Genomic DNA, 21,889 nt, shown 5'->3' with positions numbered 1-21,889 from the left:
GGAACAAATGAGGGAGGGCCCCCCTGCGTCCCGTGGGGGGGACCCGGGCGCAAAGGACGCAGATCGCCGTTCGGCGGGGGTTCTTTGCTCCCCCAAGTGTGGGGGGGGGGGGGTTCGGCGGCGGCGCCCCGCTGCCGACCCGTGCGGATGTGAGGAATCCGTGCGGCCGGTGTGGGGGTGCGGTGGGCGCCCGCCCGCGGCGGTGCCATAGAGTGCAGGCCGTGACGTCCACCCTGTACCGCAACGGAGTCGTCCACTCGCCCGCCGACCCGTTCGCCGAGGCCCTGCTCGTCGACGACGGCGTCGTGACCTGGCTCGGCGCCGAGGACACCGCCGCCGGCCTCGCGGCCCGCGCGGACCGCGTGATCGACCTGGACGGCGCGCTCGTGGCCCCCGGGTTCGTCGACGCGCACGTCCACCTGCTGGAGACCGGTCTGGCGGCCGGGTCCGTCGACCTCACCGCCGCCGGCGGGGTGACGTCGCTCGCCGCGGCGCTCGACGCCCTCGCCCGGGGCGCGCGCGAGCTGGACGCCGCCGACCCGGGCGGCGAGGAGGTGCTCCTCGCGTTCGGGTGGGACGAGCAGACCTGGCCTGAGCGGCGAGCCCCCACGGCGGACGAGGTCGACGCCGCCTGCGGCGGGCGGCGCGTGTACGCGGCACGGGTCGACGGCCACTCCGCCGTCGTGTCCGGGTCGTTCGCCCGCGCGGCGGGCCTCGACCGGACCCTCGGCTGGGAGGCGTCCGGGATGGTCACCTCCGACGCCCACCACGCCGCGGCCGCCGCCGTGCGGCAGGTCTCGCCCGCGCGCCGCACCCGCGCGTACCGGCGCGCCCTCGCGGACGCCGCCGCCCGCGGCATCGTCGGCGTGCACGAGATGAGCGAGCCCACCATGGACACCCGCGAGGGGCTCGCGGAGCTCGTGGCGCTCACCGCGGACCCGGCGGGCGGGCTGCCGCACGTCGTCGCGTACCGGGGCGAGCTGTGCGCGACGGCCGACGACGCGCGCCAGATGCTCGCTGAGCTGCCGTTCCTCACCGGCATCGCCGGTGACCTGTGCGCGGACGGGTCGATCGGCTCGCGCACCGCGGCGCTGCGCCACCCGTACAGCGACCTGCTCGCCGCGCCGGGCGCCGCCGAGCCCACGGGCCGCCTCTTCCTCACGGGCGAGGACATCGCCGCGCACCTGGCCGCCTGCTCGACCGCGGGCACGCAGGGCGGGTTCCACGTCATCGGCGACCGTGCCATGGACGAGGTGGTGCGCGGGCTGGAGCTCGCCGCGACCGAGCACGGCGCGAGCCTGCTGCGCTCCGGCCACCACCGCCTCGAGCACGCCCTGTTCGTGGACGCGTCCGCCCTCGCCGCGCTGCTGCTGTACGGGGTGGCGCTGTCCGTGCAGCCCGCGTTCGACGCCGCCTGGGGCGGCAGCCTCGGCATGTACGCGACGCGGCTCGGGCCGGGGCGCGCGTCGACCCTGTCCCCGTTCGCGGACCTCGCCGGGGCGGGCGTGCCGCTCGCGTTCGGCTCCGACACCCCCGTCACCCCGCTCGACCCGTGGCAGGCGGTGCGCGCCACCCTCACCCACGAGGACACCATGCAGCGCATCTCCGCGCGGGCCGCGTTCCGCGCCCACACCCGCGGCGGGTGGCGGCTCGCCGGGCTGGACCACACCGGCGCGGGCGAGCTGCGCGTCGGCGCGCCCGCGCACCTGGCGGTCTGGCGTGCGGACACCCTGTCCGTCCAGGCGCCCGGCGACCGCCTGTCGGCGTGGAACCCGGAGGCGCGCGCCGGTCAGCCGCTCCTGCCCGACCTGTCCGAGGGTGAGCCCGACCCCGTGTGCCTGCAGACCGTGCGCGACGGCGTCGTCCTGCACGACACCTTCGACTGACCCGGACCGGGAGATGCCTTCGAGCACGCGATCCGTCGCGACAACCGGCCGGTTCCCGAAACCGATCGCGTGCACGAAGGGTGCCGGGCGGCCTGACGACGGCCCGCGGTCACGTACCCTGCGGGGGTGTCGCACGTGAGCCCCAGCCCGGTCGAAGAGCCCTCCGACGGGGGAGCCGCCCCCGGCGTCGAGGACGGCCGTGACAAGAGCCGTGACGAGAGCCGTGACGGGGGCGCCGTGCCGCGCGCGACGACGCCGGCCGACCGGTGGGCGAGCCGCCCCGCGACCCTGTTGCTCGCGGTGGCGTCCGGGGCCGCGCTGTGGGCGTCGTTCCCGGACGTCGGGGCGTGGCCGCTGGCGTTCGTCGGCGTCGCGCTGCTGTTCGCCGCGCTGCGCCGTGAGGGCCGCCGGGCGGCCGGCTGGAACTTCCTCGTCGGCCTCGTCACCGGACTGACCTTCTGGCTCCCGCACATCTGGTGGGCGAACTTCGCCACGGACACGGTGCCCTGGGTGGCGCTGTCCGTGCTGGAGACCCTGTTCCTCGCCGCGTTCGGGGCGCTGTGGACGTGGGCGCGCCGGTGGCGCTGGGTGCGCCGGCACGCCGTCGCGCAGGCCGCCGTGTTCGCGGTCGTCTTCGTCGCGGTGGAGCAGTGGCGCTCCGAGATCCCGTTCGGCGGCTTCCCGTGGGGCCGCCTCGCGTGGGCGATGGCCGGCGCGCCGACCGGGCGCGCCGCCTGGCTGGGCGGCACCACCCTCGTGTCCCTGCTCGTCGCGGTGGCGGGCGTGCTGCTCGCGCTCGCGGTCGGGCGCCTGCTGCGCACGCCGTGGCGGGACGCCCGACGGCGGGCACGGTCGGCCGCGAGCGCCGGCGCGTTCGTCGTCGCCGCGGCCGCCCTCGTCGTCGCGCCGCTGCTGCTGCCGCTGGCGCACGACCCGGGCACGCGCGAGGTGACGGACGCCGACGACCCGGGCCGCGCGGGCACGGTCGTCGACGCGGGCACGGGCACGGCCGAGGCGGGCGTGCTGCGCGCCGGGGCGGTGCAGGGCAACGTGTCCGAGCCGGGGGAGGGGTCGTTCGCGAACCGCGCGGAGGTGCTGAACAACCACCTGGACGGCACGTACGCGATCGCGGACGAGCAGGCGGCGGGCGCGTTCGGCGACGAGCCGGGCGACGCCGTCGACGTGGTGCTGTGGCCGGAGAACGGCTCGGACCTGGACCCGCAGACGACGCCGGAGGTGGGCGCGGCGATCGACGACGCGGCGACGGCGGTGGGCGCGCCGATCCTCGTGGGCGCGCAGGAGTGGCCGGACACCGGCGGGCGGTACAACGTGGCGCTGCTGTGGGAGCCGGGCGAGGGGGTCACCCAGCGGTACGCGAAGCAGCACCCGGCGCCGTTCGGGGAGTACATCCCGATCCGCGGGTTCGTGCGCCTGTTCAGCTCGCAGGTGGACCGCGTGACGACGGACATGATCCCCGGCACGGAGCCTGCGGTGGTCGACCTGCCGGTCGACGGCGCGGCGATCGGGCACGGCACGGGGGAGGCGACGGTGCCGATGGCGACCGTGATCTGCTTCGAGGTGGCGTACGACGAGATCGTGCGGGACGCGGTGCAGCGGGGCGCGCAGGTGCTGGTGGTGCCGACGAACAACGCGTCGTTCGGCTACACGGCGGAGTCCACGCAGCAGCTCGCGATGACGCGGTTGCAGGCGATCACGACGGGCCGGGCGGCGGTGCAGGTCTCCACGGTGGGGGTGAGCGGCGTCGTCGCGCCGGACGGGACGCTCGTGGCGCGCACGCAGCTGTTCACGCCCGACCACTGGGTGGCGGACCTGCCGCTGCGCACGGAGCTGACGCCGGCGGTGCGGGCGGGCTACTGGCCCGGCTGGGCCGTGGGTGCGGCGGCGGTCGTCCTCGTCGTCGGGGGGATCGTGTCCGCGGCCCGGGCGCGGCGCGGCTGACGGCGGGGGACGACGAGGGAACGACGAAGGGCGGGCACCCGGTGGGGTGCCCGCCCTTCGTGATCGTCCTCGTCAGGCGCTGCGGCGCAGCTTGCCGGCGCGCAGCAGCTCGAGGCGCTCGTCGAGGAGCTCCTCCAGCTCGGCGACGGTGCGGCGCTCGAGCAGCATGTCCCAGTGGGTGCGCTGCGGCTTGCCGGGCTTCACCTCGGGGCGCTCGGCGTCGCGCAGGAGCGCCTCCTCGCCGCACCGGCACTCCCACACCGGCGGCACCTCGGCCTCGGTGGAGAAGGGGAGGATGATGGTGTGACCGTTGGGGCAGTCGTAGTGGGCCTGGAACCGCGGGGCGAAGTCCACGCCCTCGTCGGACTCCATGCTCTTGCTGCCGATGCTCATGCCGCGCAGGGACCGGTCGGGCATGTCGTCCTCCTGGAGGTCGGTGGGAAGGGGCCTGAGGTTCCAACGCGGCCCTGCCGGGGGATGTTCCGGCGGGCCGTGAAGGTCCCGTGAAGCACGGTCCACACCCGGTGCCGCGGACCGGGAGAACGGTCGGACAGGATGGCGGTGGACGTGACGGTTGCACCCAGGCTGGCCAGTCGGCGCGCCGTGCGCAACTCGAGACCGCCCTGCGGGCACCCTTTGTGCGCGACGTCACGCGCCCCCCGGGGTCGGGGCCGGGAACAACCGGGCCAGGGCCGCGGTTCACCGGCATGTACATGCAAATGCATGGACCTGGACCTCGGTCCAGGCTCCACCGCAGAGTCCACGAGCAGGGAGCGCAGCCGTGCAGTTCGGAATCTTCTCCGTCAGCGACGTCACCACCGACCCCACGACGGGCCACACCCCGGACGACACCGAGCGGGTGCGCGACATGCTCACCATCGCGCGGCACGCCGACGAGGCGGGCCTGGACGTCTTCGCCACCGGCGAGCACCACAACCCGCCGTTCGTGGCGTCGTCGCCCACGACGATGCTCGGCTACCTGGCCGGCGTCACGAAGCACATCACCCTGTCGACGGCGACCACGCTGATCACGACGAACGACCCGGTGCGTCTCGCCGAGGAGTACGCGATGCTCCAGGTCATCTCCGACGGGCGCATGGACCTCATGATGGGCCGCGGCAACACCGGCCCCGTGTACCCGTGGTTCGGGCAGGACATCCGCCAGGGCATCCCGCTCGCGATCGAGAACTACGCGCTGCTGCGCCGCCTGTGGACCGAGGACGTCGTGGACTGGGAGGGCAAGTTCCGCACCCCGCTGCAGGGCTTCACCTCCACCCCGCGGCCGCTGGACGGCGTGCCGCCGTTCGTGTGGCACGGCTCGATCCGCAGCCCCGAGATCGCCGAGCAGGCGGCGTTCTACGGCGACGGCTTCCTGCACAACAACATCTTCTGGCCGATGCACCACACCCGGCAGATGGTGCGGTTCTACCGGCAGCGGTTCGAGCACTACGGGCACGGGCGCGCCGACCAGGCGATCGTCGGGCTCGGCGGGCAGGTGTTCATGCGCAAGCGGTCGCAGGACGCGTGGAACGAGTTCCGGCCCTACTTCGACGAGGCCCCCGTGTACGGGCACGGCCCGTCGATGGAGGACTTCACGCGCGAGACGCCGCTGACGGTCGGCTCGCCGCAGCAGGTCATCGACCGGTACGCGTCGTTCGTCGACGAGGTGGGCTACTACCAGCGCCAGCTGTTCCTCGTGGACCACGCGGGCCTGCCGCTGAAGACCGTGCTCGAGCAGATCGACCTGCTCGGCGAGGAGGTCGTGCCCGAGCTGCGCAAGATCGTCGAGGCCAAGCGCCCCGCCGACGACGTCCCGCTGAACCCGCCGACGCACGCCGAGCGCGTGGCCGCCGCCCGCGCGGCGGGCGAGGCCGGCGCCACCCACGTCGGCGACACCTCGGACCCGTACACCGGTACCGTTGCCGAGGGCACCCAGCCCGCCGGATCGCAGGAGGCACGCGCATGACCACCCCGTTCACCCCCGCCGGGTCGCTGCCCGGCGCGGCCGGCGAGCGCACGCTCGCCGTCGTCTCGGCGGGCCTGTCCCAGCCGTCGTCGACGCGCCTGCTGGCCGACCGGCTCGCGGACGCCACCGTGCGGGAGCTGGAGGACGCCGGTCACACGGTCCGGGTGGAGACGATCGAGCTGCGCGACCTCGCGCACGCCGTCGTCGACGCGATGCTCACCCGGTTCCCGACCGGCGACCTGGCCCGGGCGCTGGAGACCGTGACCGGCGCGGACGGGCTCATCGCCGTCTCGCCCGTGTTCACCACGAGCTACTCGGGGCTGTTCAAGTCCTTCTGGGACGTCGTCGACCCCGACTCGGTGACCGGCATGCCGGTCCTGCTCGGCGCCACGGGCGGCACCGCCCGCCACTCCCTGGCGCTGGAGTACACGATGCGGCCGCTGTTCACCTACCTGCGCGCGGACGTCGTGCCGACCAGCGTGTTCGCCGCCACCGACGACTGGGCCGCGAGCGCCGACGACCCGGGCGCCGGCCTGCCGAAGCGGATCGCCCGCGCCGGGCGCGACCTGGCGCAGCGGGTGGCGCGCCGCGAGAACGACGGCCCGGTCGACCCGTTCGCCGCGACGCCGAGCTTCACGGAGCTTCTCGGCGGCAGCTGACCCGACCAGGCTGATCGGGAGCGCGCACGGGCCCGGCCCGGGGTGCGGACGCCCGTCCGACGACGGGGCCCGACGCCCTAGGCTGGGCCCATGCGCGTTCTCGTCTCCGGCGGCGCCGGGTACATCGGCTCCCACACCGTCCTGTCCCTCGTGGCCTCCGGGCACGACGTCGTCGTGGTGGACGACTTCTCCAACAGCAAGCCCACGGTGATGGGCCGCCTGGAGTCGCTGTCCGGGGCGCACGTGCCGGTGCACGCGATCGACCTCACGGACGCGGAGAAGACCGAGCTCCTGTTCGCGCACGAGAAGTTCGACGCCGTCGTGCACTTCGCGGGCTTCAAGGCCGTGGGCGAGTCGGTGGCCAAGCCGCTGGAGTACTACCGCAACAACCTCGACTCCACGCTGTCGCTGCTGGAGGCGATGCGCCGCCACGACGTCCCGCGTCTGGTGTTCTCCTCCTCGGCGACCGTGTACGGGGAGAAGGCGCCCGTGCCCTACCGCGAGGACTACGAGTACCTGTCGTCGTCGTCCCCGTACGGGCAGACGAAGGTGATGATCGAGCGCATCATGGCCGACGCCGCGGTCGCCGTCGGCGGGCTCAAGGTCGCGCTGCTGCGGTACTTCAACCCGGTGGGCGCGCACCCGTCGGGGCAGATCGGGGAGGACCCGCAGGGCATCCCGAACAACCTCATGCCGTTCCTCGCGCAGGTCGCCGTCGGCAAGCGCGACAAGCTCGTCGTGTTCGGCGACGACTACCCGACGGCCGACGGCACGTGCGAGCGCGACTACCTGCACGTCGAGGACCTCGCCGCGGGGCACGTGGCCGCGCTGGACCACCTGGACGCGATGGCCGAGCCCGTGCGTGCCTTCAACCTCGGCACCGGGACCGGCACGTCCGTGCTGCAGATGCTGCACGCGTTCGAGCGGGCCGTGGGCCGCGAGCTGCCCTACGAGGTCGGGCCGCGCCGTGCGGGCGACCTCGCCGCCTTCTGGGCCGACCCGACGCGGGCGCAGACCGAGCTCGGGTGGCGCGCGGTCAAGACGATCGACGACATGTGCGCCGACACCTGGCGCTGGCAGTCCGAGAACCCCCGCGGCTTCCCCGACGCCTGACCCGGCCCACCTCCACCTCGCCCGTCGGCACCTCCCCGTCGCACTCTTGCGCGTCCCCCGGGGGCGGGCGAGGATGACCCCATGCCCGACGACGCGAGCGAGCGGACCGACCTGCGGTGGGACCCGGGTGCCCGCTACCGGCCCTCGGTGCTCGCGGGCCTGCCGTCGCTGAAGCCCGCGCCCGCCGCGCCGGCGCCGAGCACCCCGTCGGCGCACCGGCTCGCGGGGCGGCTGCGCCGCGGCCCGGTGACTCGCACGGCGGTGTTCGACCGCGACCTGTGGCGGCCCGTGCAGCACGTGACCACGGGCCCGGTGCGCGTGGTCGGGCGCGCCCTGGGCTGCTGAGCGCCGGCGCGTCCCGACGTGTCACGACGTGAGCTGGTCGTGCTCGGCACGGCGAGCATGGTGCCCACCCGCACGCGCAACCACAACGGGTACGTCCTGTTCTTCGACGAGGCGGCGCTGCTGTTCGACCCGGGCGAGGGCACGCAGCGGCAGATGACGTTCGCGGGCGTGTCCGCCACCGACCTCACCCGCATCGCGATCACCCACCTGCACGGCGACCACTCCCTCGGCCTGGCCGGCGTCACGCAGCGCCTGTCGGGGGACCAGGTGCGCCACACCGTGCCGATCTCGTTCCCCGCCTCCGGCGAGCCGTGGGTGCGCCACCTGCTCGACGCGAGCGCCTACGACCACCACGAACGGGTCGCCCTGCAGCCCGTGGCCTTCCCCGCCACCTCCGGCGCCCGCCGGGGCGAGGACCAGGTCGTGACCCTGCCCCGCGTGGACGGCGAGCGCGGCGCCGGTCCCGACGCACCGAGGCTCACCGCCCGCCCCCTGGACCACCGCGTCGACACCGTCGGCTACCGCCTGGACGAGCCGGACGGCGTCTCCCTGGACCCGGCGGCGCTCGCGGACGCGGGCGTCCCGCCGGGCCCGGCGGTGGGGCGGCTGCTGCGCGACGGCGTCCTGGTCCTCGACGACGGCCGCACCGTGCGCCGCCAGGCGGTGTCCGCGCCGCGGCGCGGGCAGTCGGTCGCGTTCGTCATGGACACCCGGCTGTGCGACGCGGTGGGGGAGCTCGCCGACGGCGTGGACCTGCTGGTCGTCGAGTCGACGTTCCTGCACCGCGACGCCGACCTGGCCGCTCGCTGGGCGCACCTCACCTGCCGGCAGGCCGCGATCGTCGCCGCCCGAGCCGGCGTGCGCCACCTCGTGCTCACGCACTTCTCCCAGCGCTACCGCGTGCCCGACGAGCTGCCCGCCGCGTTCGAGCGCGAGGCGCGCGAGGTGTTCGACGGCGGCCTCACCGTCGCGGCCGACCTCGACCGCGTCCCGCTCCCGCCGCGCCACCGCCCCTGACCTCGGCCTCGGCCTCGGCCTCGGCCTCGGCCTCGACCTGACCCCGGCCCCGACGCTGCGCCCACCACGGTCGGACCGGCGCGGGAGGCTCAGAGGACGGCGGCGACGTCCACGTGGTCGAGGGAGTGCGCCTCCGCGACCCCCGCGTTGGTGACGGCGCCGGCGTGCACGTTGAGGCCGTGGGCGAGCACCGGGTCGCGGCGCAGGGCCTCGCGCCAGCCGTGGTCCGCGAGCGCCACGGCGTACGGCAGCGTCACGTTCGTCAGCGCGTACGTGGAGGTGCGCGGCACGGCGCCGGGCATGTTCGCCACGCAGTAGAAGACCGTGTCGTGCACCCGGAACGTGGGGTCGGCGTGCGTCGTGGGGCGGGAGTCCTCGAAGCAGCCGCCCTGGTCGATCGCGATGTCCACGAGGACGGCGCCCGGCCGCATGCGTGCCACGACGTCGTTCGCCACCAGCACGGGCGCCTTCGCTCCGGGGACCAGGACGGCCCCGACCACCAGGTCCGCCTCGAGCACGGCCTCGGTGAGGGTGAGCTTGTTCGAGGCGAGGGTCTGCACGCGTCCGCCGAGCTCCCGGTCGGCGGCCTTGAGCGCGTCCGCGCTGGTGTCCAGGAGGGTGACGCGCGCGCCGAGCCCGACCGCGATCCGGGCGGCGTTCATGCCCGAGACGCCCGCGCCGATGACCACCACGTGCCCGGCGGGCACGCCGGGCACCCCGCCGAGCAGGACGCCGCGCCCGCCCGCGGCCCGCAGCAGGGTCGCGGCCCCGACCTGCGGGGCGAGCCGCCCGGCGACCTCCGACATGGGGGCCAGCAGCGGCAGCCGCCCGTCGGGGGTCTGCACCGTCTCGTACGCGACGGCCGTCACGTCGCGGGCCAGCAGCTCCTCGGTGAGCGCCTTGTCGGCCGCGAGGTGCAGGTAGGTGAACAGCACCAGCCCCGGCCGCAGCCGGTGGTACTCCTGCGCGACCGGTTCCTTGACCTTGAGCACCGTGTCGGCGCCGGCCCACACCTCGTCGGCGTCCGCGACGACGCCCGCACCGGCGGTGCGGTACTCGTCGTCGGTGATCGCGGACCCCGCCCCGGCGCCCGCCTCCACGACGACGTCGTGCCCGCGGGCGACGAGCTCGTGCACTCCGGCCGGCGTGATGGCCACCCGGTACTCGTGGTTCTTGACTTCCTTCGGGACGCCGATGCGCATGGGTGGGCCCGCCTTCGTGGCTCGGCACCGTTCCCCGGCTCGTGGCCGGGGGAACGGTGGGTGCGTGGCGCGGGACGTGTGACCCCGCTCACGTCCCAGTCTGACGGGACGATTCGGTCCCGCGCCACGAATCCGTACATCCTTCGGTAGATTGCCAGGATGTCGACACGACGCCCGGCTCGGCCCGGCGCACAGCAGCCTCGAGCGAAGGATGTTCGATCCGCGGACCGGCGCGGCCAGGACGGCCGCACGCAGGAGGTCCGGCCAGACCCGTCGTGGGGCCTGGAGCGGCGTGGCCCCGCGCCCGCGCGGCTGGACGACGTCGACCAGCGGCTCCTCGCGGCGCTCGCGGACGACGCGCGCCTGCCGAACAACGCGCTCGCGGCGCGGGCCGGGATCGCCCCCTCCACCTGCCTGACGCGGGTGCGGCAGCTGCGCGAGCGCGGCGTGATCCGCGGCTTCCACGCGGACGTCGACCCGGCGCGCACGGGGCACCCCCTGCAGGCGATGATCGCTGTGCAGATGCGCGGCGCGGCCCGCACCCGCCTCAGCGGCTACCTGCAGCGCCTCGCCGAGCTGCCCGGCGTGCTGAACGTCTTCCTGCTGGGCGGCGCGCACGACTTCTTCGTGCACGTCGCCGCGGCGGACTCCGACGCCCTGAACGAGTTCGTCATCGAGCACCTGTCCACCGACCCGGACGTCGCGCTCACCGAGACCAACCTCATCTTCCAGCACGCGCGGGCGAGCTGGTACTGACGGTCAGCCTGGTACCGATGGTCAGCGGTTCGCGGACAACCAGCGTTGCAGCTCGACGGCCAGCGCGACGGGAGCGTCGAGCTGCACCAGGTGCCCGGCGCCCGGGAGCAGCCGCGCGTCGGCGCCGGGGATCGCGTCCGCCAGCCGCCGCGCCCGGTCCGGCGGGATCCACGTGTCCTCCTCGCCCCACAGCACGCGCACCGGGACGTCGAGGCCGCCCAGCAGCGGCTCGAGCTCGGCGGTGTACCGCTCGTCGGCCTGGGCGATCTGCCGGTAGAGCGCGGCCTGCCCGGCCTGGCCCGTCCACGGGCCGACGAGCGCGGCCAGGTGCTCCTCGCGCAGCGGCCGATGCGCGGCCGTGCGCACGTACGCCTCCAGCGCGCCGCGGTGCACGGCGGCGGGGACGGCCGCGAAGACGTCGGCGTGCTCGCGCACCAGGGAGAAGTACGGCGAGCCCCACGGGCGCAGCGCCACCACGTCCACGAGGCACAGCGACGCGTACCGGGCGCCGTGCAGCAGCGCGGCACGCAGGCTCACCGCGCCGCCGTAGTCGTGCGCGACGACGTGCGGCAGCGGCACGCCCCCGCCGGCAGCGCTGGACCCGTCGGCACCGTCGGCACCGTCGGACCAGGCGGGCCGCCAGTGCTCCAGCAGGTCGGCGAACAGCTCGCCCTGCGTCCCGAGGTCGACGTCGTGCGCGGGGTCCTTGGACGACGCCCCGTAGCCCGGCATGTCCCACAGGTGCACGGTGAACTCGGCGGCCAGGGCGCGGGCGTACGGCTCCCACAGCCACGACGACCACGGCGTGCCGTGGCAGAGCACCAGCGGCGGGCCGGAGCCGAACGCCGTCCACGCGACCTCACGGCCCCGCCACGCGAACCGCCGGTCCAGCAGGGGTTCCGTGCCCGTCGCGTCGCGGGTCGGGGTGTCGGCCATCCCGCGAGGCTACGCGGCGGGGCCCACCCGCGCGTCCGTGACCTGGTCCGTGACCTGGTCCGTGACCTGGTCCGTGACCTGGTCCGTGACCTGGTCCGTGACCTGGTCCGTGACCTGGTCCGTGACCTGGTCCGTGCGCGGGTCCGTGCGCGGGTCCGTGCGCCCGCCGGTGAGGTCCAGGGTGCGGAACACGCTGCACGGGTCGGGGGAGTAGCCGCCGAACGGCCCGCAGGGCACGAAACCGTGCCGCGCGTACAGGCGCCGGGCGGGCGCGAAGTACTCTTGCGGCCCGGTCTCCAGGCTCACCGCCGCGTACCCGCGCTCGCGGGCGAGGGCCACCAGCCGGTCCAGGACGGCGCCCGCCACGCCGCGCCCCCGCGCGGGACGGGCCGTGCGCATCGACTTCACCTCGCCCCGACCGCCGGACGCCGCGGTGGTCGGCTCGAGCTCGCTCAGCGCACCGCACCCCAGCAGCGTCCCGTTGTCCTCGCGCGCCGTCAGGAACGTCACCGACGGGGCGAGCAGCCCGCTCAGGTCGAGCGCGTGCACCGACTCGGCAGGGGAGGTGGCGTACATGTCGGCGAGGTGCTCCTCCAGCAGCGCGCGCACGTCGGCGGCGGCGGGGGACTCCGGGGCGATGATCACCCCCGCATCCTCGCGCCGGCGTGTGACGCGGACGTTTCACACCAGGCCGGGGCGTCAGCCCACGTGGCCGGCCAGCAGCGCGTCCCCCAACCGGGTGCGGGTATGCAGCACCCGGTTGCCCTGCCGCTCCGAGAACACCAGGCCCGCCTCCCGCAGCACGGTCGCGTGCCGGCTCGCCGTCGCCGGCGTGAGGTCCAGCACCCGCGCCAGCTCCGTCGTCGTGCGGCTCGTGTCCAGCACCTCCAGGACCCGCGCCCGCGTGGGGCCGATGAGGTGCGCGACCTGCACCCCCTCGTCCGCCGCGTCGCCCCCGCGGGCCAGCCACCCCGGCGCCGGGTCCACCGGGTACACCAGCACCGGGTCCAGCGTGTCGTCCTCGAGCACCACCGGCGCCAGCACGCAGAACACCGACGGCACCATCGTGAGCGGACGCCCCCGCAGCGGCAGCGTCCGCGTCACGGGGTACCAGGCGGTCCATCGGCCGCCCTCGCGGCGCAGCAGCGGGTCGAAGCTGCCCATCAGCCCCTGCATCCCGCCCCGCCGCAACGCCGCGTCCCGCGCCTCCTGGTCGGCCGCGAGCGCCGCGCGGGTCACCGGCGCGTACGGGGCGACGGCCAGCGCGTGATAGCGGCACAGCGCGCCCGCGAGCCAGCGCATCGCCTCCGCCTCGCCGGCCGCGATGCGCCGCACCCAGGGCGCCGCCCCCGAGCGGAACGTCATCGCCAGCTCGCGCGCGAGCCGGGGCCGCGGGGTGCTCGCCACCCGGTCCGCGGCCGCCTCGATGCCCGCGTCCCCGCGGCCGCCGTCGGGACGCGGCCCGTCCACCGGGGTCGGGGTGAGGAAGTCCGGGAAGTACGACGCGAACGGCGCCAGGCGCGCGAGCGCCGCGACCGTCGTCGTCAGGCCCGCCTCCACGATCCGGGCGCGCACCTGCCGCCGCCACGGGTCGAACGCCAGCGCCGCCTGCCGGTTCTGCAGCAGGTGCAGGCTCAGCACCGTGTCCCACAGCGGGTCCGGGCGCCCGGGAGCGCGCAGGCGCGTGAGGTCCTCCGCCGACAGGTCGATCGTGAGCACGGGCCACCACCTCGGGGGTCGACTCGGGGTCGTCCACCGCCCACGCTAGTCGCCCCCGGCACCCGCTACCCGGGTTCACCCCCTGTTTGCGTCCAGGCGCAATGTCCGCGCGCGCCGTCTCGCCGCCCCCGTCGCGCCCCTCTGCCTGCCCTGTACGGCGGCGCGACCCCCGGCATCGCCGGGACGCCAAAGCCGCCCCCCACCCGAGGAGCAGCCATGGGCCTGCACGTCGACCCCACCGCCGCCTGCCTGCTGATCGCCGTCGCGTTCGCCGCGGGCTGGCTCGACGCCGTCGTCGGCGGTGGGGGACTGGTGCAGGTGCCCGCCCTCATGCTCGCGCTGCCGTCGCTGCCCGTCGCCACCGTGCTCGGCACGAACAAGCTCGTCGCGATCACCGGCACGTCGGGCGCCGCCGTCACCTACGTCCGCCGTGTCGGCCTCGACGGTCGCCGGGCGCTCGCGGCGGCCGCCCTCGGGCTGCCCACCGCGATGGTCGGCGCCGCCACCGCCTCCCACCTGCCGCGCGCGGCCATCACCCTCGTCGTGGCGGCCACCCTCGTCGGCGTGGGCGGGTGGGCCGCCGTCGCGCGCCCCCGCCGTTCCCCCGACGCCCCCGACGCCCCCGACGCCGCCGCCCCGGCCGGCCGCGGGCCGGTCTCGCGGCCCACGCTCGTGCTCGCCGTGGGGGCGAGCGGCGTCGGGTTCTACAGCGGCGTGGTCGGCTCCGGCACGGGCGTGCTGCTCGTCGCCCTGTGCGTCACCGCGCTCGGCACCGACTTCCTGCGCGGCTCCGCGATGGCCAAGGTGGTCAGCATCGGCAGCGACCTCGGCGCCCTCGCCCTGTTCGGCGCGCTCGGGCACGTGCTGTGGCTGCTCGGCGCCGGCATGGCCGTCGCCAACGTCGCGGGCGGCATCGTCGGGGCACGTACGGCCCTGTCCCGCGGCGCGGGGTTCGTGCGCGCCGTCCTGCTGCTCGTCGTCGTCGCCCTCGTCGCCAAGATCACCCACGACCAGTGGCTCGCCGCCTGACCCGCGGCGCCCGGGGCCGTCGACCGCAGGTCAGGGAGCGTGCACCGTGGGGTCGTCGCGCAGCACGTCGAGCAGCAGCGCCAGGATCGCGTCGGGCCGCTCCAGCACCGGCAGGTGCCCCGCCCACTCCAGCAGGGACAGCTCGGCCCCCGGCACCGACGCCGCCACGTGCTGCGCGCACGCCCGCAGCGCGTCCATGTCGTGCGCCCCCTCGACGACGAACGTGGGCACCCGGATCCCCGCGAGGTCCACGTCCACGCCGTCCGGGCCGGGCTCGGGCAGGCCGGCGGCGCTCGCGGCCGCGTCGGCGGCGAGCTGCACCTCGAACGCACGCCGCTGCATGACGGCGAGGGTCTCGGCGGCGGCGTCGTCGGCGTCCGGGCCGAGCCACGTCGTGACGTTCAGCCGCACCGCGCCCTCGACGTCCCCCGCGCCCAGGAGCCTGGCCTCCTCGGCGTCGAACGCGTCGGACGTGTCGGTGTCGGGCACGCCGGGGGCGGCGGGGCACAGCAGCACGAGCTCGCGCACCCGGCCGGGGTGCGCCGTCGTGAGCTCGAGCGCGACCTTCCCGCCGAAGGACGACCCGACGACGGCGGCGTCGGGGACGCCGAGCCGGTCCAGCAGGGCGGCGACGTCGCCCGCGTTCGTGTACGGGGCGCCGCCGGTGGGCAGCGGGGAGTCGCCGAAGCCCCGCAGGTCCGGTCGCACCACGCGGAACGTGTGCGCCAGGGTGGGCACGACGGCGTCCCACATGCGCCGGTCGGCGACCCCGGCGTGCAGGAGGACGACGGCGCGGGCTCCGGGGTCGCCGGCGACGTCGTGGGCCAGGGGCGGCAGCGGGCGCGGGGAGTCCCCGGCGGTGGCGTTCACCGGGCCATTCTCGCAGGCGGTCGCCCCATGCACCTGCGCGTGGCGACCCGCGCGTCGCTACATTGAGGGGCGGGACGGGGTCGGTCCCGTCGAAGGAGCGGCATGCCGGTCGAGAGCGTCCACCGCGGTTCGGACTCGCGCTACGTCGCGCGCGTCTGGCGCGGCCGCGCGTCGGGCGACGGGACCATGACCTCGGTCGCGACGTCGCACTGGGAGCTGGTGTTCTGGCGCGACGGTCGCCGGACGCACGCCGCGGTACGCGGCCCCGAGACCGTGGCCACGGCGGCCCGGATCGCGGGCGACTCGGACTCGTTCGGCATCACGTTCGCGCACGGCGCGACGATGCCGCACCTGCCCGCGTCGGCCCTCGTCGACGGCGAGCTGGAGAGCCCGCACGTCACGGCCGACGGCTTCGTCCTGCGCGGCGAGGAGTGGCCGATCCCGCGGCCGGACGACGCCGAGGCGTTCGTCGACCGGCTGGTGCGGGCCGGCGTGCTCGTGCGGGACCCGCTCGTCGACGACGTCGTGCGGGGCGGGGCCGCCCGCGTGGGCACGAGGTCGGTGCAGCGCCGCGTCGCCGCGACCACCGGGCTCACGCAGGGCGCCATCCGGCAGATCGACCGGGCCCGCACGGCCGCCGTGCTGCTCCGGGACGGCGCGGCGCCGCTCGACGTCGTGCACGCGCTCGGCTACTTCGACCAGCCCCACCTCGCCCGGTCGCTGCGGCGATTCATCGGCCGCACGGCGACGCAGCTGCGGGCGGCGCGCGCCGAGTCGCCGGCCGACACCATGTCGCTCCTGTACAAGCCGGAGCAGCCCGCGTCTTCCTAGCGTGGCCGTGTCGCGGATCCCGCCGCGAGCGACCGCCAGGGAGGCACCGCAGTGTCCACCGACAGGACCAGCAGGACGTCCACCAGCACGACCATGACCACCGTCAGGTCCGCCGACGGCACGCCGATCGCCTGCTCGACGTGGGGCTCCGGCGACCCGATCGTCATCATCGACGGCGCGACCGCCCATCGCGCCACCACCCCGGAGAACGCCGCGACGGCCGAGCTGCTGGCCGACGAGTTCCTCGTGGTCAACTACGACCGCCGGGGCCGCGGGCAGAGCGGGGACACCGCTCCCTACGCCCCCGAGCGGGAGCTCGAGGACCTCGCGGCGGTGATCGACCAGGTCGCCGGTGGCAGCCCGGCGACCACCGTCTTCGCGTGGTCCTCCGGCGGCAACCTCGCGCTGAACGCCGCCCAGGCGGGCGTGCGGGTGGCGCGTCTCGCGCTGTTCGAGCCCAACGCGGTGGTCGACGACGACCGGCCGCCGCTGCCCGCGGACTACGTCGCGCGGCTGGACGACGCCGTCGCCGCCGGGCGGCCCGGGGACGCCGTCGCGCTGTTCCTCACCGCCGCCGTGGGCCTGCCGCCGGACATGGTGGCCGAGGTGCGGCAGGACCCGGAGACGTGGTCCGCGCTGGAGGCGGTCGCGCCCACCATCGCCTACGACGGCCGGCAGGTCGGCGACGCGATGTCGGGCCGGCCGCTGCGCCCGGACCTGTGGGACCGGGTCGACGTCCCCGTGCTGGTCATGCACGGCACCGGCACCTGGCCGTTCCTCGCGTCCGCGGCCCGCGCGATCAGCGCGCACCTGCCGACCGCCACCCTGCGGCCCGTGCCGGGGGAGGACCACACGACCACGCCCGAGGTGCTCGCCGCCGAGCTGCGCGCGTTCGCCGGCCAGCCCTCGCACCCGCAGACCCCGCACGAGCAGCCCCGGCACGAGCAGCTCCGGCTCGAGGAGCGCTGACATGGGATCGATCGTGGTCACCGAGTTCATCTCGCTGGACGGCGTCGTCGAGGCGCCCGGCGGCGAGGACTTCCGCTACCCGGACTGGAGCTTCGAGGTCGACCGCGGGCCCGAGGGCGAACGCTTCAAGGAGACCGAGGCGCTGGGGGCGTCCGCCCTCCTGCTGGGGCGCCGCACCTACGAGGGGTTCGCCGACGCGTGGCCGCAGTACGAGGGCGAGCTCGCCGACAAGTACAACGGCATGCCGAAGTACGTCGTCTCGGGCACGCTGACCGACCCTCGGTGGTCCGGGACCACCGTCCTGCCGGGCGACCTGGTCGACTCGGTCGCCCGGCTCCGGCGGGACGTCGACGGCGAGATCTCCGTGCCCGGCAGCATCAGCCTGGTGCAGGGCCTGCTCGCGCACGACCTCGTCGACGAGATCCACCTGATGACGTTCCCCCTCGTCCTCGGGCACGGTCGCACCCTGTGGCCCCCGACCCCGGACAAGTCCGCGTGGCGCCTGGTCGAGGCCACGACCTACGGGGACGGCGTGCTCGTCACGGTCCACCGGCGGGCGCGCTGAGGACCGGACCGTGAGCACCCACGAGGGGACCGTGCCGGCGGTGCGCACGATCGAGCTGAGCACCGCGACGATCGACTACTCGGACACCGGGGGCACCGGACCGGCCCTGCTGCTCCTGCACGGCCCGCTCCTCGACCACGCCGTGTGGGACGCCGTCGTCGCGCGCCTGCCGGGGCTGCGGTGCGTCGCGCCGACGCTGCCGCTGGGCGCCCACCGGCACCCGGCGCCGCGCGACGAGCTCACCAACGCCTCCCTCGCGCGGATGGTCGCCGAGCTGATGGCCGCCCTCGACCTGCGCGCCGTCACGCTCGTCCTCAACGACTGGGGCGGCGCGCAGGTGCTCGTCGAGCTGGGGCTCGACTCCCGCGTCGCGCGGCTGGCACTCGTGGCCTGCGAGGCGTTCGACAACGTCCCCGCCGGGCGGCCCGGACGGCTGCTCGCCCGGGCCGCCCGCGTCCCCGGGGCGCTCGCCCTCCAGGCGCAGCTGACGCGGCTGCCCGCGGTGCGTCGCCGCCTCGCCTCCGCGATGGCCGCCCGCCCCGTGCCCGACGCGCTCCTGCGGCGCTGGTTCGAGCCCTTCCGGGACCCGCTCGTGCGCGCCGACCTGCGCCGGTTCAGCGCCCGCTTCCCCGTCCCTGCCGACCGGGACTGGTCCGCCGGGCTCGGCGCCTTCACCGGGCCCGCGCTCGTCGCCTGGGCGGACGACGACCGGATGATGCCGGCCGAGCACGGACCCCGCCTCGCCCGCCTGCTGCCCGACGCCGAGCTGGCGCACGTCCCGGAGTCGGCGACCCTCGTGCCCCTCGACCAGCCCGACGTCCTCGCCGGGCACCTGCGCGCCCTCGTGCGGCGCGCGCCGACCGACCGCGGAGGAATGCCATGACCGCCGCCAGCACCGACGACACGACCGCCGTCCGTCCCGGATCCTGGCGGCGGGCCGTCGCCACACTCGTCGCCACACTCGTCGCGGTACTCGCCCTGCTCGCCGCCGCGGCACCCGGGGCCGGTGCCAGGCCCGCGACCGAACCCGCACCCGATCCGGCCGCAGCGGTGGCACGGTCTGACGGCGGCGCCGTCCTGCGCGTCGACTCCGGGTGGCTGCGCGGGCACGCCGACACCGGCCACGTCACCTACTCCGGCGTCCCGTACGCGGCCCCGCCCGTCGGCGAGCGCCGCTGGCGACCACCGGCACCCCCGCGCGACTGGGCCGGCATCCGGGACGCGACCGCACCGAGCCCGCTGTGCCCGCAGGGAGAGCCGGAGATCGTCCTCGGGCAGGAGGACTGCCTCACGCTCGACGTCGTCGCGCCCGCCCACGCCCGCCGCGGCGACCGCCTGCCCGTGCTCGTGTGGCTGCACGGCGGCGGCCTCGACTCCGGCGGTGCGGCCCGCTTCGACGGCGCCCGCCTCGCGACCCGGGGCGGCCTGGTCGTGGTCACCGCGAACTACCGCCTCGGTGCGCTCGGCTTCCTGTCGACGTCGGCGCTCGGCCCCCACCGCGGCAACTACGGGCTCATGGACCAGGCCGCCGCGCTGCGATGGGTGCAGCGCAACGCCGCGAGCTTCGGCGGCGACCCCCGCAACGTCACCCTCGCGGGACAGTCCGGCGGGGCGCGGTCCGTCTGCGCGCAGCTCGCCGCACCCACGTCGAGGATGCTGTTCGACCGGGCGATCGTGCAGAGCGGCGCCTGCGCCAACCCCGTCCCCGACCGCGCCCAGGGGCAGGCGTTCGGCGACCGCGCCGTCGAGCACCTCGGGTGCGCCGGCGAGGGCGGCCCGGCGGGCGTCGCCGCCTGCCTGCGCCGCGCCGGTCTGCCCGACCTCGTCGGCACGCACTCGGGCGTCGGGTTCGGCCTCACGGAGCGCTCCGGCGACCGTCCGTGGAACCCCGTCGCCGGCACGCCGTTCCTCCCGCGACAGCCGATCGACGCCCTGCGCCGGGGCAGCGCCGCACGGGTACCGCTGCTGGTGGGCGGCACGCGCGACGAGATGCGCAGCTTCGTCCGCTGGCAGGCTCCCGGCGTCACCGCCGAGGGCTACCGCACGACGCTGACGGAGGCCTTCGGCTCCGACGCCGGGACCGTCCTGGACGCCTACCCGCTCAGCGACCACGACAGCCCGGCCCTGGCGCTCGCGGCCGTCCTCGGCGACTGGGGCGCCCAGATCGGCGCGTGCCCCGTGCTGCGCACCGCGCAAGCCGCCGCACCGCACCAGCCCGTGCACGTGTACGAGTTCGCCGAGGACGCCGGGCCCGACCCCGACGACGGGTTCCCCCAAGGCGCCTACCACGGCCTCGAGCTCGGATACCTGTGGACCCTCGTCGGGGGCCACCAGCCTCCGCCGCTCGACCCGGCCCAGGAGCGCCTGTCCGCGACGATGATCGACTACTGGGCGGCGTTCGCGCGCACCGGCGACGTCAACGGGCCCGGGCGCCCGCACTGGCCTCGGTTCGGCCCGGGGCAGACGGTCGTCGAGCTCTCCACCCGCGGGATCGGCGCGACTCCCTTCGCGGCCGACCACCGGTGCGACCTGTGGGCCGACGTCGGCGCCGCGACGGGCGGGCCCGCGACCCGTGGGCTTGACTGAGGGCGTGAAGCACCTCGGATTCCTGTCCTTCGGCCACTGGACGCCGCACCCGCAGTCCGCCACCCGCTCGGCCTCCGACGCGCTGCTGCAGTCGATCGACCTCGCCGTCGCGGCGGAGGAGCTCGGCGCCGACGGGGCGTACTTCCGCGTGCACCACTTCGCGCGCCAGCTCGCGTCCCCGTTCCCGCTGCTCGCCGCCGTCGGCGCCCGCACGAGCCGCATCGAGATCGGCACCGCCGTCATCGACACGCGCTACGAGAACCCCCTGTACCTGGCGGAGGACGCCGGCGCGGCCGACCTCATCGCCGGCGGGCGGCTGCAGCTCGGCATCAGCCGCGGATCGCCCGAGCAGGTGATCGACGGGTTCCGCCACTTCGGGCACGAGCCCCAGGCAGGGGAGTCCGACGCCGACATGGCCCGCCGCCACACCGCCCGGTTCCTCGAGGTGCTCGACGGCGAGGGCTTCGCCGAGCCGAACCCGCGCCCCATGTTCCCCAACCCGCCCGGCCTGCTGCGCGTCGAGCCCTACTCCGAGGGCCTGCGCCGGCGGATCTGGTGGGGAGCCGGCACCCGCGCCACCGCCGAGTGGACCGCCGCCCAGGGGATGAACCTCATGAGCTCCACCCTGCTGTCCGAGGACACGGGCGTCCCGTTCCACCGCCTGCAGGCCGAGCAGATCCAACGCTTCCGCGACGCGTGGGCCGCCGCCGGCCACGGGTGGGAGCCCCGCGTGTCCGTGTCGCGCAGCATCTTCCCGATCACCGACGACCGCGACCGCGCCTACTTCGGCCTCGAGACGGCCAGCACCGACCAGGTCGGCGTCCTCGAGGGCGTCCGCGCCCGCTTCGGCAAGACCTACGCCGGAGAGGTCGACGACGTCGTCGCGGACCTCGCCGAGGACGAGGCCGTCGCCGCCGCCGACACCCTCCTGCTCACCGTGCCCAACCAGCTCGGTGTCGAGTACAACGCCCACGTCATCGAGAACGTCGTCCAGCACGTGGCGCCCGCCCTCGGCTGGCGTTGAGGCTCAGCCGGCCCCGCCCACCAGGTCCTCCACCACCGGGGGAGAGGAGCGGTAGTCGCCCCAGCGCGCCCACCGCGCCACCACCCGCACCACCACGATCCCCGGGTCGTCCAACGACGCCGCGAACCGCGGGAACGCCGCCCGGTACGCGTCCGCGCACCGGGCGGCGTCGTCCCCCGACGGGACGTCCGCCACGCCCTGCACCTGCAGCGTCGTCCCGCCAGGGCCGCCCACCACCACCGCCACCCGCGGGTCCCGCCGCAGGTTCGCCACCTTGCGCGAGCCCACCCGCGCGTCGAAGACCAGCTCGCCCCGTGCCGTCACCGCCAACGTCAGGTACGCCGCCTGCGGGGCACCGTCCGGGCCCACCGTCGACACCACCCCGTCGCCCACCGCACGCACGTGCCCGACCAGCCGCTCCAGCGCACCACCTGACAGACCCGACGACGTCACGAGC

21 protein-coding genes and 1 pseudogene are annotated in these 21,889 nt (G+C 75.8%); 15 read left to right on the top strand and 7 right to left on the bottom strand.

The features are described 5' to 3' along the window. Nucleotides 1–221 precede the first annotated feature (221 nt). Nucleotides 222–1,886, top strand: a complete 1,665-nt coding sequence (locus ACFVS0_RS02525) for an amidohydrolase (RefSeq protein ID WP_430585485.1) — start codon at nt 222–224, stop codon at nt 1,884–1,886. Nucleotides 1,887–2,012: 126 nt separating this feature from the next. Further along, the gene (gene lnt / locus ACFVS0_RS02520) at nt 2,013–3,845 is read left to right on the top strand and encodes an apolipoprotein N-acyltransferase (RefSeq protein ID WP_430587069.1); all 1,833 of its coding nucleotides are present in this window, start codon (nt 2,013–2,015) and stop codon (nt 3,843–3,845) included. Nucleotides 3,846–3,917: 72 nt separating this feature from the next. Here the strand turns inward: lnt and ACFVS0_RS02515 are convergent, their stop codons facing one another. Further along, nucleotides 3,918–4,262: an RNA polymerase-binding protein RbpA gene (locus tag ACFVS0_RS02515; RefSeq protein ID WP_079575180.1), complete on the bottom strand. Its 345-nt coding sequence runs from the start codon at nt 4,260–4,262 to the stop codon at nt 3,918–3,920. A gap of 364 nt (nt 4,263–4,626) precedes the next feature. Here ACFVS0_RS02515 and ACFVS0_RS02510 point away from each other — a divergent pair, with 364 nt between their 5' ends. The 5 genes from ACFVS0_RS02510 to ACFVS0_RS02490 all read left to right on the top strand — a co-directional run bounded on the left by ACFVS0_RS02510 (nt 4,627) and on the right by ACFVS0_RS02490 (nt 8,945). Further along, a complete protein-coding gene (locus ACFVS0_RS02510) occupies nt 4,627–5,811 on the top strand; it encodes an LLM class flavin-dependent oxidoreductase (protein ID WP_430551917.1) in 1,185 nt (394 codons plus the stop codon). After that, nucleotides 5,808–6,470 carry an FMN reductase gene (locus ACFVS0_RS02505; RefSeq protein WP_430562491.1) on the top strand — a complete coding sequence of 221 codons (663 nt, stop codon included), beginning with the start codon at nt 5,808–5,810 and terminating at the stop codon, nt 6,468–6,470. The genes ACFVS0_RS02510 and ACFVS0_RS02505 overlap by 4 nt, the downstream gene beginning before the upstream one ends. Nucleotides 6,471–6,560: 90 nt before the next feature. Beyond that, the gene (gene galE, locus ACFVS0_RS02500; protein ID WP_430551915.1) at nt 6,561–7,583 is read left to right on the top strand and encodes a UDP-glucose 4-epimerase GalE; all 1,023 of its coding nucleotides are present in this window, start codon (nt 6,561–6,563) and stop codon (nt 7,581–7,583) included. Between the two features lie 81 nt (nt 7,584–7,664). Further along, nucleotides 7,665–7,928, top strand: coding sequence for a hypothetical protein (locus ACFVS0_RS02495; protein ID WP_430587068.1), 264 nt, complete (start codon nt 7,665–7,667; stop codon nt 7,926–7,928). A gap of 18 nt (nt 7,929–7,946) precedes the next feature. Then, a complete protein-coding gene (locus ACFVS0_RS02490; protein WP_430587067.1) occupies nt 7,947–8,945 on the top strand; it encodes a ribonuclease Z in 999 nt (332 codons plus the stop codon). An 89-nt stretch (nt 8,946–9,034) separates the two neighbouring features. On the opposite strand, the gene ald is transcribed toward ACFVS0_RS02490, so the two are convergent. Continuing rightward, the gene (gene ald / locus ACFVS0_RS02485) at nt 9,035–10,147 is read right to left on the bottom strand and encodes an alanine dehydrogenase (protein ID WP_430562495.1); all 1,113 of its coding nucleotides are present in this window, start codon (nt 10,145–10,147) and stop codon (nt 9,035–9,037) included. 159 nt (nt 10,148–10,306) lie between these two features. Between ald and ACFVS0_RS02480 the strand changes: the two genes are divergently transcribed. After that, on the top strand, nt 10,307–10,903 hold the full coding sequence (locus ACFVS0_RS02480) for an Lrp/AsnC family transcriptional regulator (RefSeq protein ID WP_430587066.1): 597 nt from the start codon (nt 10,307–10,309) through the stop codon (nt 10,901–10,903). 21 nt (nt 10,904–10,924) lie between these two features. Here ACFVS0_RS02480 and ACFVS0_RS02475 read toward each other — a convergent pair whose 3' ends face one another. The 3 genes and pseudogenes from ACFVS0_RS02475 to ACFVS0_RS02465 all read right to left on the bottom strand — a co-directional run bounded on the left by ACFVS0_RS02475 (nt 10,925) and on the right by ACFVS0_RS02465 (nt 13,558). Then, entirely contained in the window at nt 10,925–11,839 is a 915-nt protein-coding gene (locus ACFVS0_RS02475; protein ID WP_430587065.1) for an alpha/beta fold hydrolase, read from the bottom strand. 171 nt (nt 11,840–12,010) lie between these two features. Further along, nucleotides 12,011–12,484, bottom strand: a pseudogene (locus ACFVS0_RS02470) (GNAT family N-acetyltransferase); the annotation flags it as partial. Nucleotides 12,485–12,538: 54 nt separating this feature from the next. Further along, nucleotides 12,539–13,558 carry an ArsR/SmtB family transcription factor gene (locus tag ACFVS0_RS02465; protein ID WP_430562499.1) on the bottom strand — a complete coding sequence of 340 codons (1,020 nt, stop codon included), beginning with the start codon at nt 13,556–13,558 and terminating at the stop codon, nt 12,539–12,541. A 216-nt stretch (nt 13,559–13,774) separates the two neighbouring features. Here ACFVS0_RS02465 and ACFVS0_RS02460 point away from each other — a divergent pair, with 216 nt between their 5' ends. Next, entirely contained in the window at nt 13,775–14,587 is an 813-nt protein-coding gene (locus ACFVS0_RS02460; protein ID WP_430587064.1) for a sulfite exporter TauE/SafE family protein, read from the top strand. Between the two features lie 30 nt (nt 14,588–14,617). On the opposite strand, the gene ACFVS0_RS02455 is transcribed toward ACFVS0_RS02460, so the two are convergent. Next, on the bottom strand, nt 14,618–15,457 hold the full coding sequence (locus ACFVS0_RS02455; RefSeq protein WP_430587063.1) for an alpha/beta fold hydrolase: 840 nt from the start codon (nt 15,455–15,457) through the stop codon (nt 14,618–14,620). Between the two features lie 102 nt (nt 15,458–15,559). Between ACFVS0_RS02455 and ACFVS0_RS02450 the strand changes: the two genes are divergently transcribed. The 6 genes from ACFVS0_RS02450 (at nt 15,560) to ACFVS0_RS02425 (ending at nt 21,432) form a co-directional block, all read left to right on the top strand. Next, nucleotides 15,560–16,288, top strand: a complete 729-nt coding sequence (locus ACFVS0_RS02450) for a helix-turn-helix domain-containing protein (protein WP_430551905.1) — start codon at nt 15,560–15,562, stop codon at nt 16,286–16,288. Between the two features lie 93 nt (nt 16,289–16,381). Continuing rightward, nucleotides 16,382–17,257: an alpha/beta fold hydrolase gene (locus ACFVS0_RS02445; protein ID WP_430587062.1), complete on the top strand. Its 876-nt coding sequence runs from the start codon at nt 16,382–16,384 to the stop codon at nt 17,255–17,257. Between the two features lies 1 nt (nt 17,258). After that, entirely contained in the window at nt 17,259–17,822 is a 564-nt protein-coding gene (locus ACFVS0_RS02440) for a dihydrofolate reductase family protein (protein WP_430551903.1), read from the top strand. Nucleotides 17,823–17,832: 10 nt separating this feature from the next. Then, a complete protein-coding gene (locus ACFVS0_RS02435) occupies nt 17,833–18,705 on the top strand; it encodes an alpha/beta fold hydrolase (protein WP_430587061.1) in 873 nt (290 codons plus the stop codon). After that, entirely contained in the window at nt 18,702–20,408 is a 1,707-nt protein-coding gene (locus ACFVS0_RS02430; RefSeq protein ID WP_430587060.1) for a carboxylesterase/lipase family protein, read from the top strand. The genes ACFVS0_RS02435 and ACFVS0_RS02430 overlap by 4 nt, the downstream gene beginning before the upstream one ends. A 4-nt stretch (nt 20,409–20,412) precedes the next feature. Then, nucleotides 20,413–21,432, top strand: a complete 1,020-nt coding sequence (locus tag ACFVS0_RS02425; protein ID WP_430587059.1) for an LLM class flavin-dependent oxidoreductase — start codon at nt 20,413–20,415, stop codon at nt 21,430–21,432. Nucleotides 21,433–21,435: 3 nt separating this feature from the next. Here ACFVS0_RS02425 and ACFVS0_RS02420 read toward each other — a convergent pair whose 3' ends face one another. Further along, complete coding sequence (locus ACFVS0_RS02420) at nt 21,436–21,885, bottom strand: pyridoxamine 5'-phosphate oxidase family protein (protein ID WP_430551899.1); 450 nt, start codon at nt 21,883–21,885, stop codon at nt 21,436–21,438. Nucleotides 21,886–21,889 lie beyond the last annotated feature (4 nt).

The sequence above is a fragment of the Isoptericola sp. NPDC058082 genome (assembly GCF_042885055.1).
Lineage (GTDB): Bacteria > Actinomycetota > Actinomycetes > Actinomycetales > Cellulomonadaceae > Isoptericola.
The sequence above is the reverse complement of the archived record's forward strand: the minus strand, read 5'-3'. Positions and strand labels throughout refer to the sequence as shown.

Coding starts and splice junctions, on each gene's coding strand:
- ACFVS0_RS02495 (WP_430587068.1), top strand. CDS start 7,665: ATGCCCGACGACGCGAGCGAGCGGACCGACCTGCGGTGGGACCCGGGT.
- ACFVS0_RS02515 (WP_079575180.1), bottom strand. CDS start 4,262: ATGCCCGACCGGTCCCTGCGCGGCATGAGCATCGGCAGCAAGAGCATG.
- ACFVS0_RS02475 (WP_430587065.1), bottom strand. CDS start 11,839: ATGGCCGACACCCCGACCCGCGACGCGACGGGCACGGAACCCCTGCTG.
- ACFVS0_RS02450 (WP_430551905.1), top strand. CDS start 15,560: ATGCCGGTCGAGAGCGTCCACCGCGGTTCGGACTCGCGCTACGTCGCG.
- ACFVS0_RS02445 (WP_430587062.1), top strand. CDS start 16,382: ATGACCACCGTCAGGTCCGCCGACGGCACGCCGATCGCCTGCTCGACG.
- ald (WP_430562495.1), bottom strand. CDS start 10,147: ATGCGCATCGGCGTCCCGAAGGAAGTCAAGAACCACGAGTACCGGGTG.
- galE (WP_430551915.1), top strand. CDS start 6,561: ATGCGCGTTCTCGTCTCCGGCGGCGCCGGGTACATCGGCTCCCACACC.
- ACFVS0_RS02440 (WP_430551903.1), top strand. CDS start 17,259: ATGGGATCGATCGTGGTCACCGAGTTCATCTCGCTGGACGGCGTCGTC.
- ACFVS0_RS02505 (WP_430562491.1), top strand. CDS start 5,808: ATGACCACCCCGTTCACCCCCGCCGGGTCGCTGCCCGGCGCGGCCGGC.
- ACFVS0_RS02460 (WP_430587064.1), top strand. CDS start 13,775: ATGGGCCTGCACGTCGACCCCACCGCCGCCTGCCTGCTGATCGCCGTC.
- ACFVS0_RS02430 (WP_430587060.1), top strand. CDS start 18,702: ATGACCGCCGCCAGCACCGACGACACGACCGCCGTCCGTCCCGGATCC.
- ACFVS0_RS02480 (WP_430587066.1), top strand. CDS start 10,307: ATGTCGACACGACGCCCGGCTCGGCCCGGCGCACAGCAGCCTCGAGCG.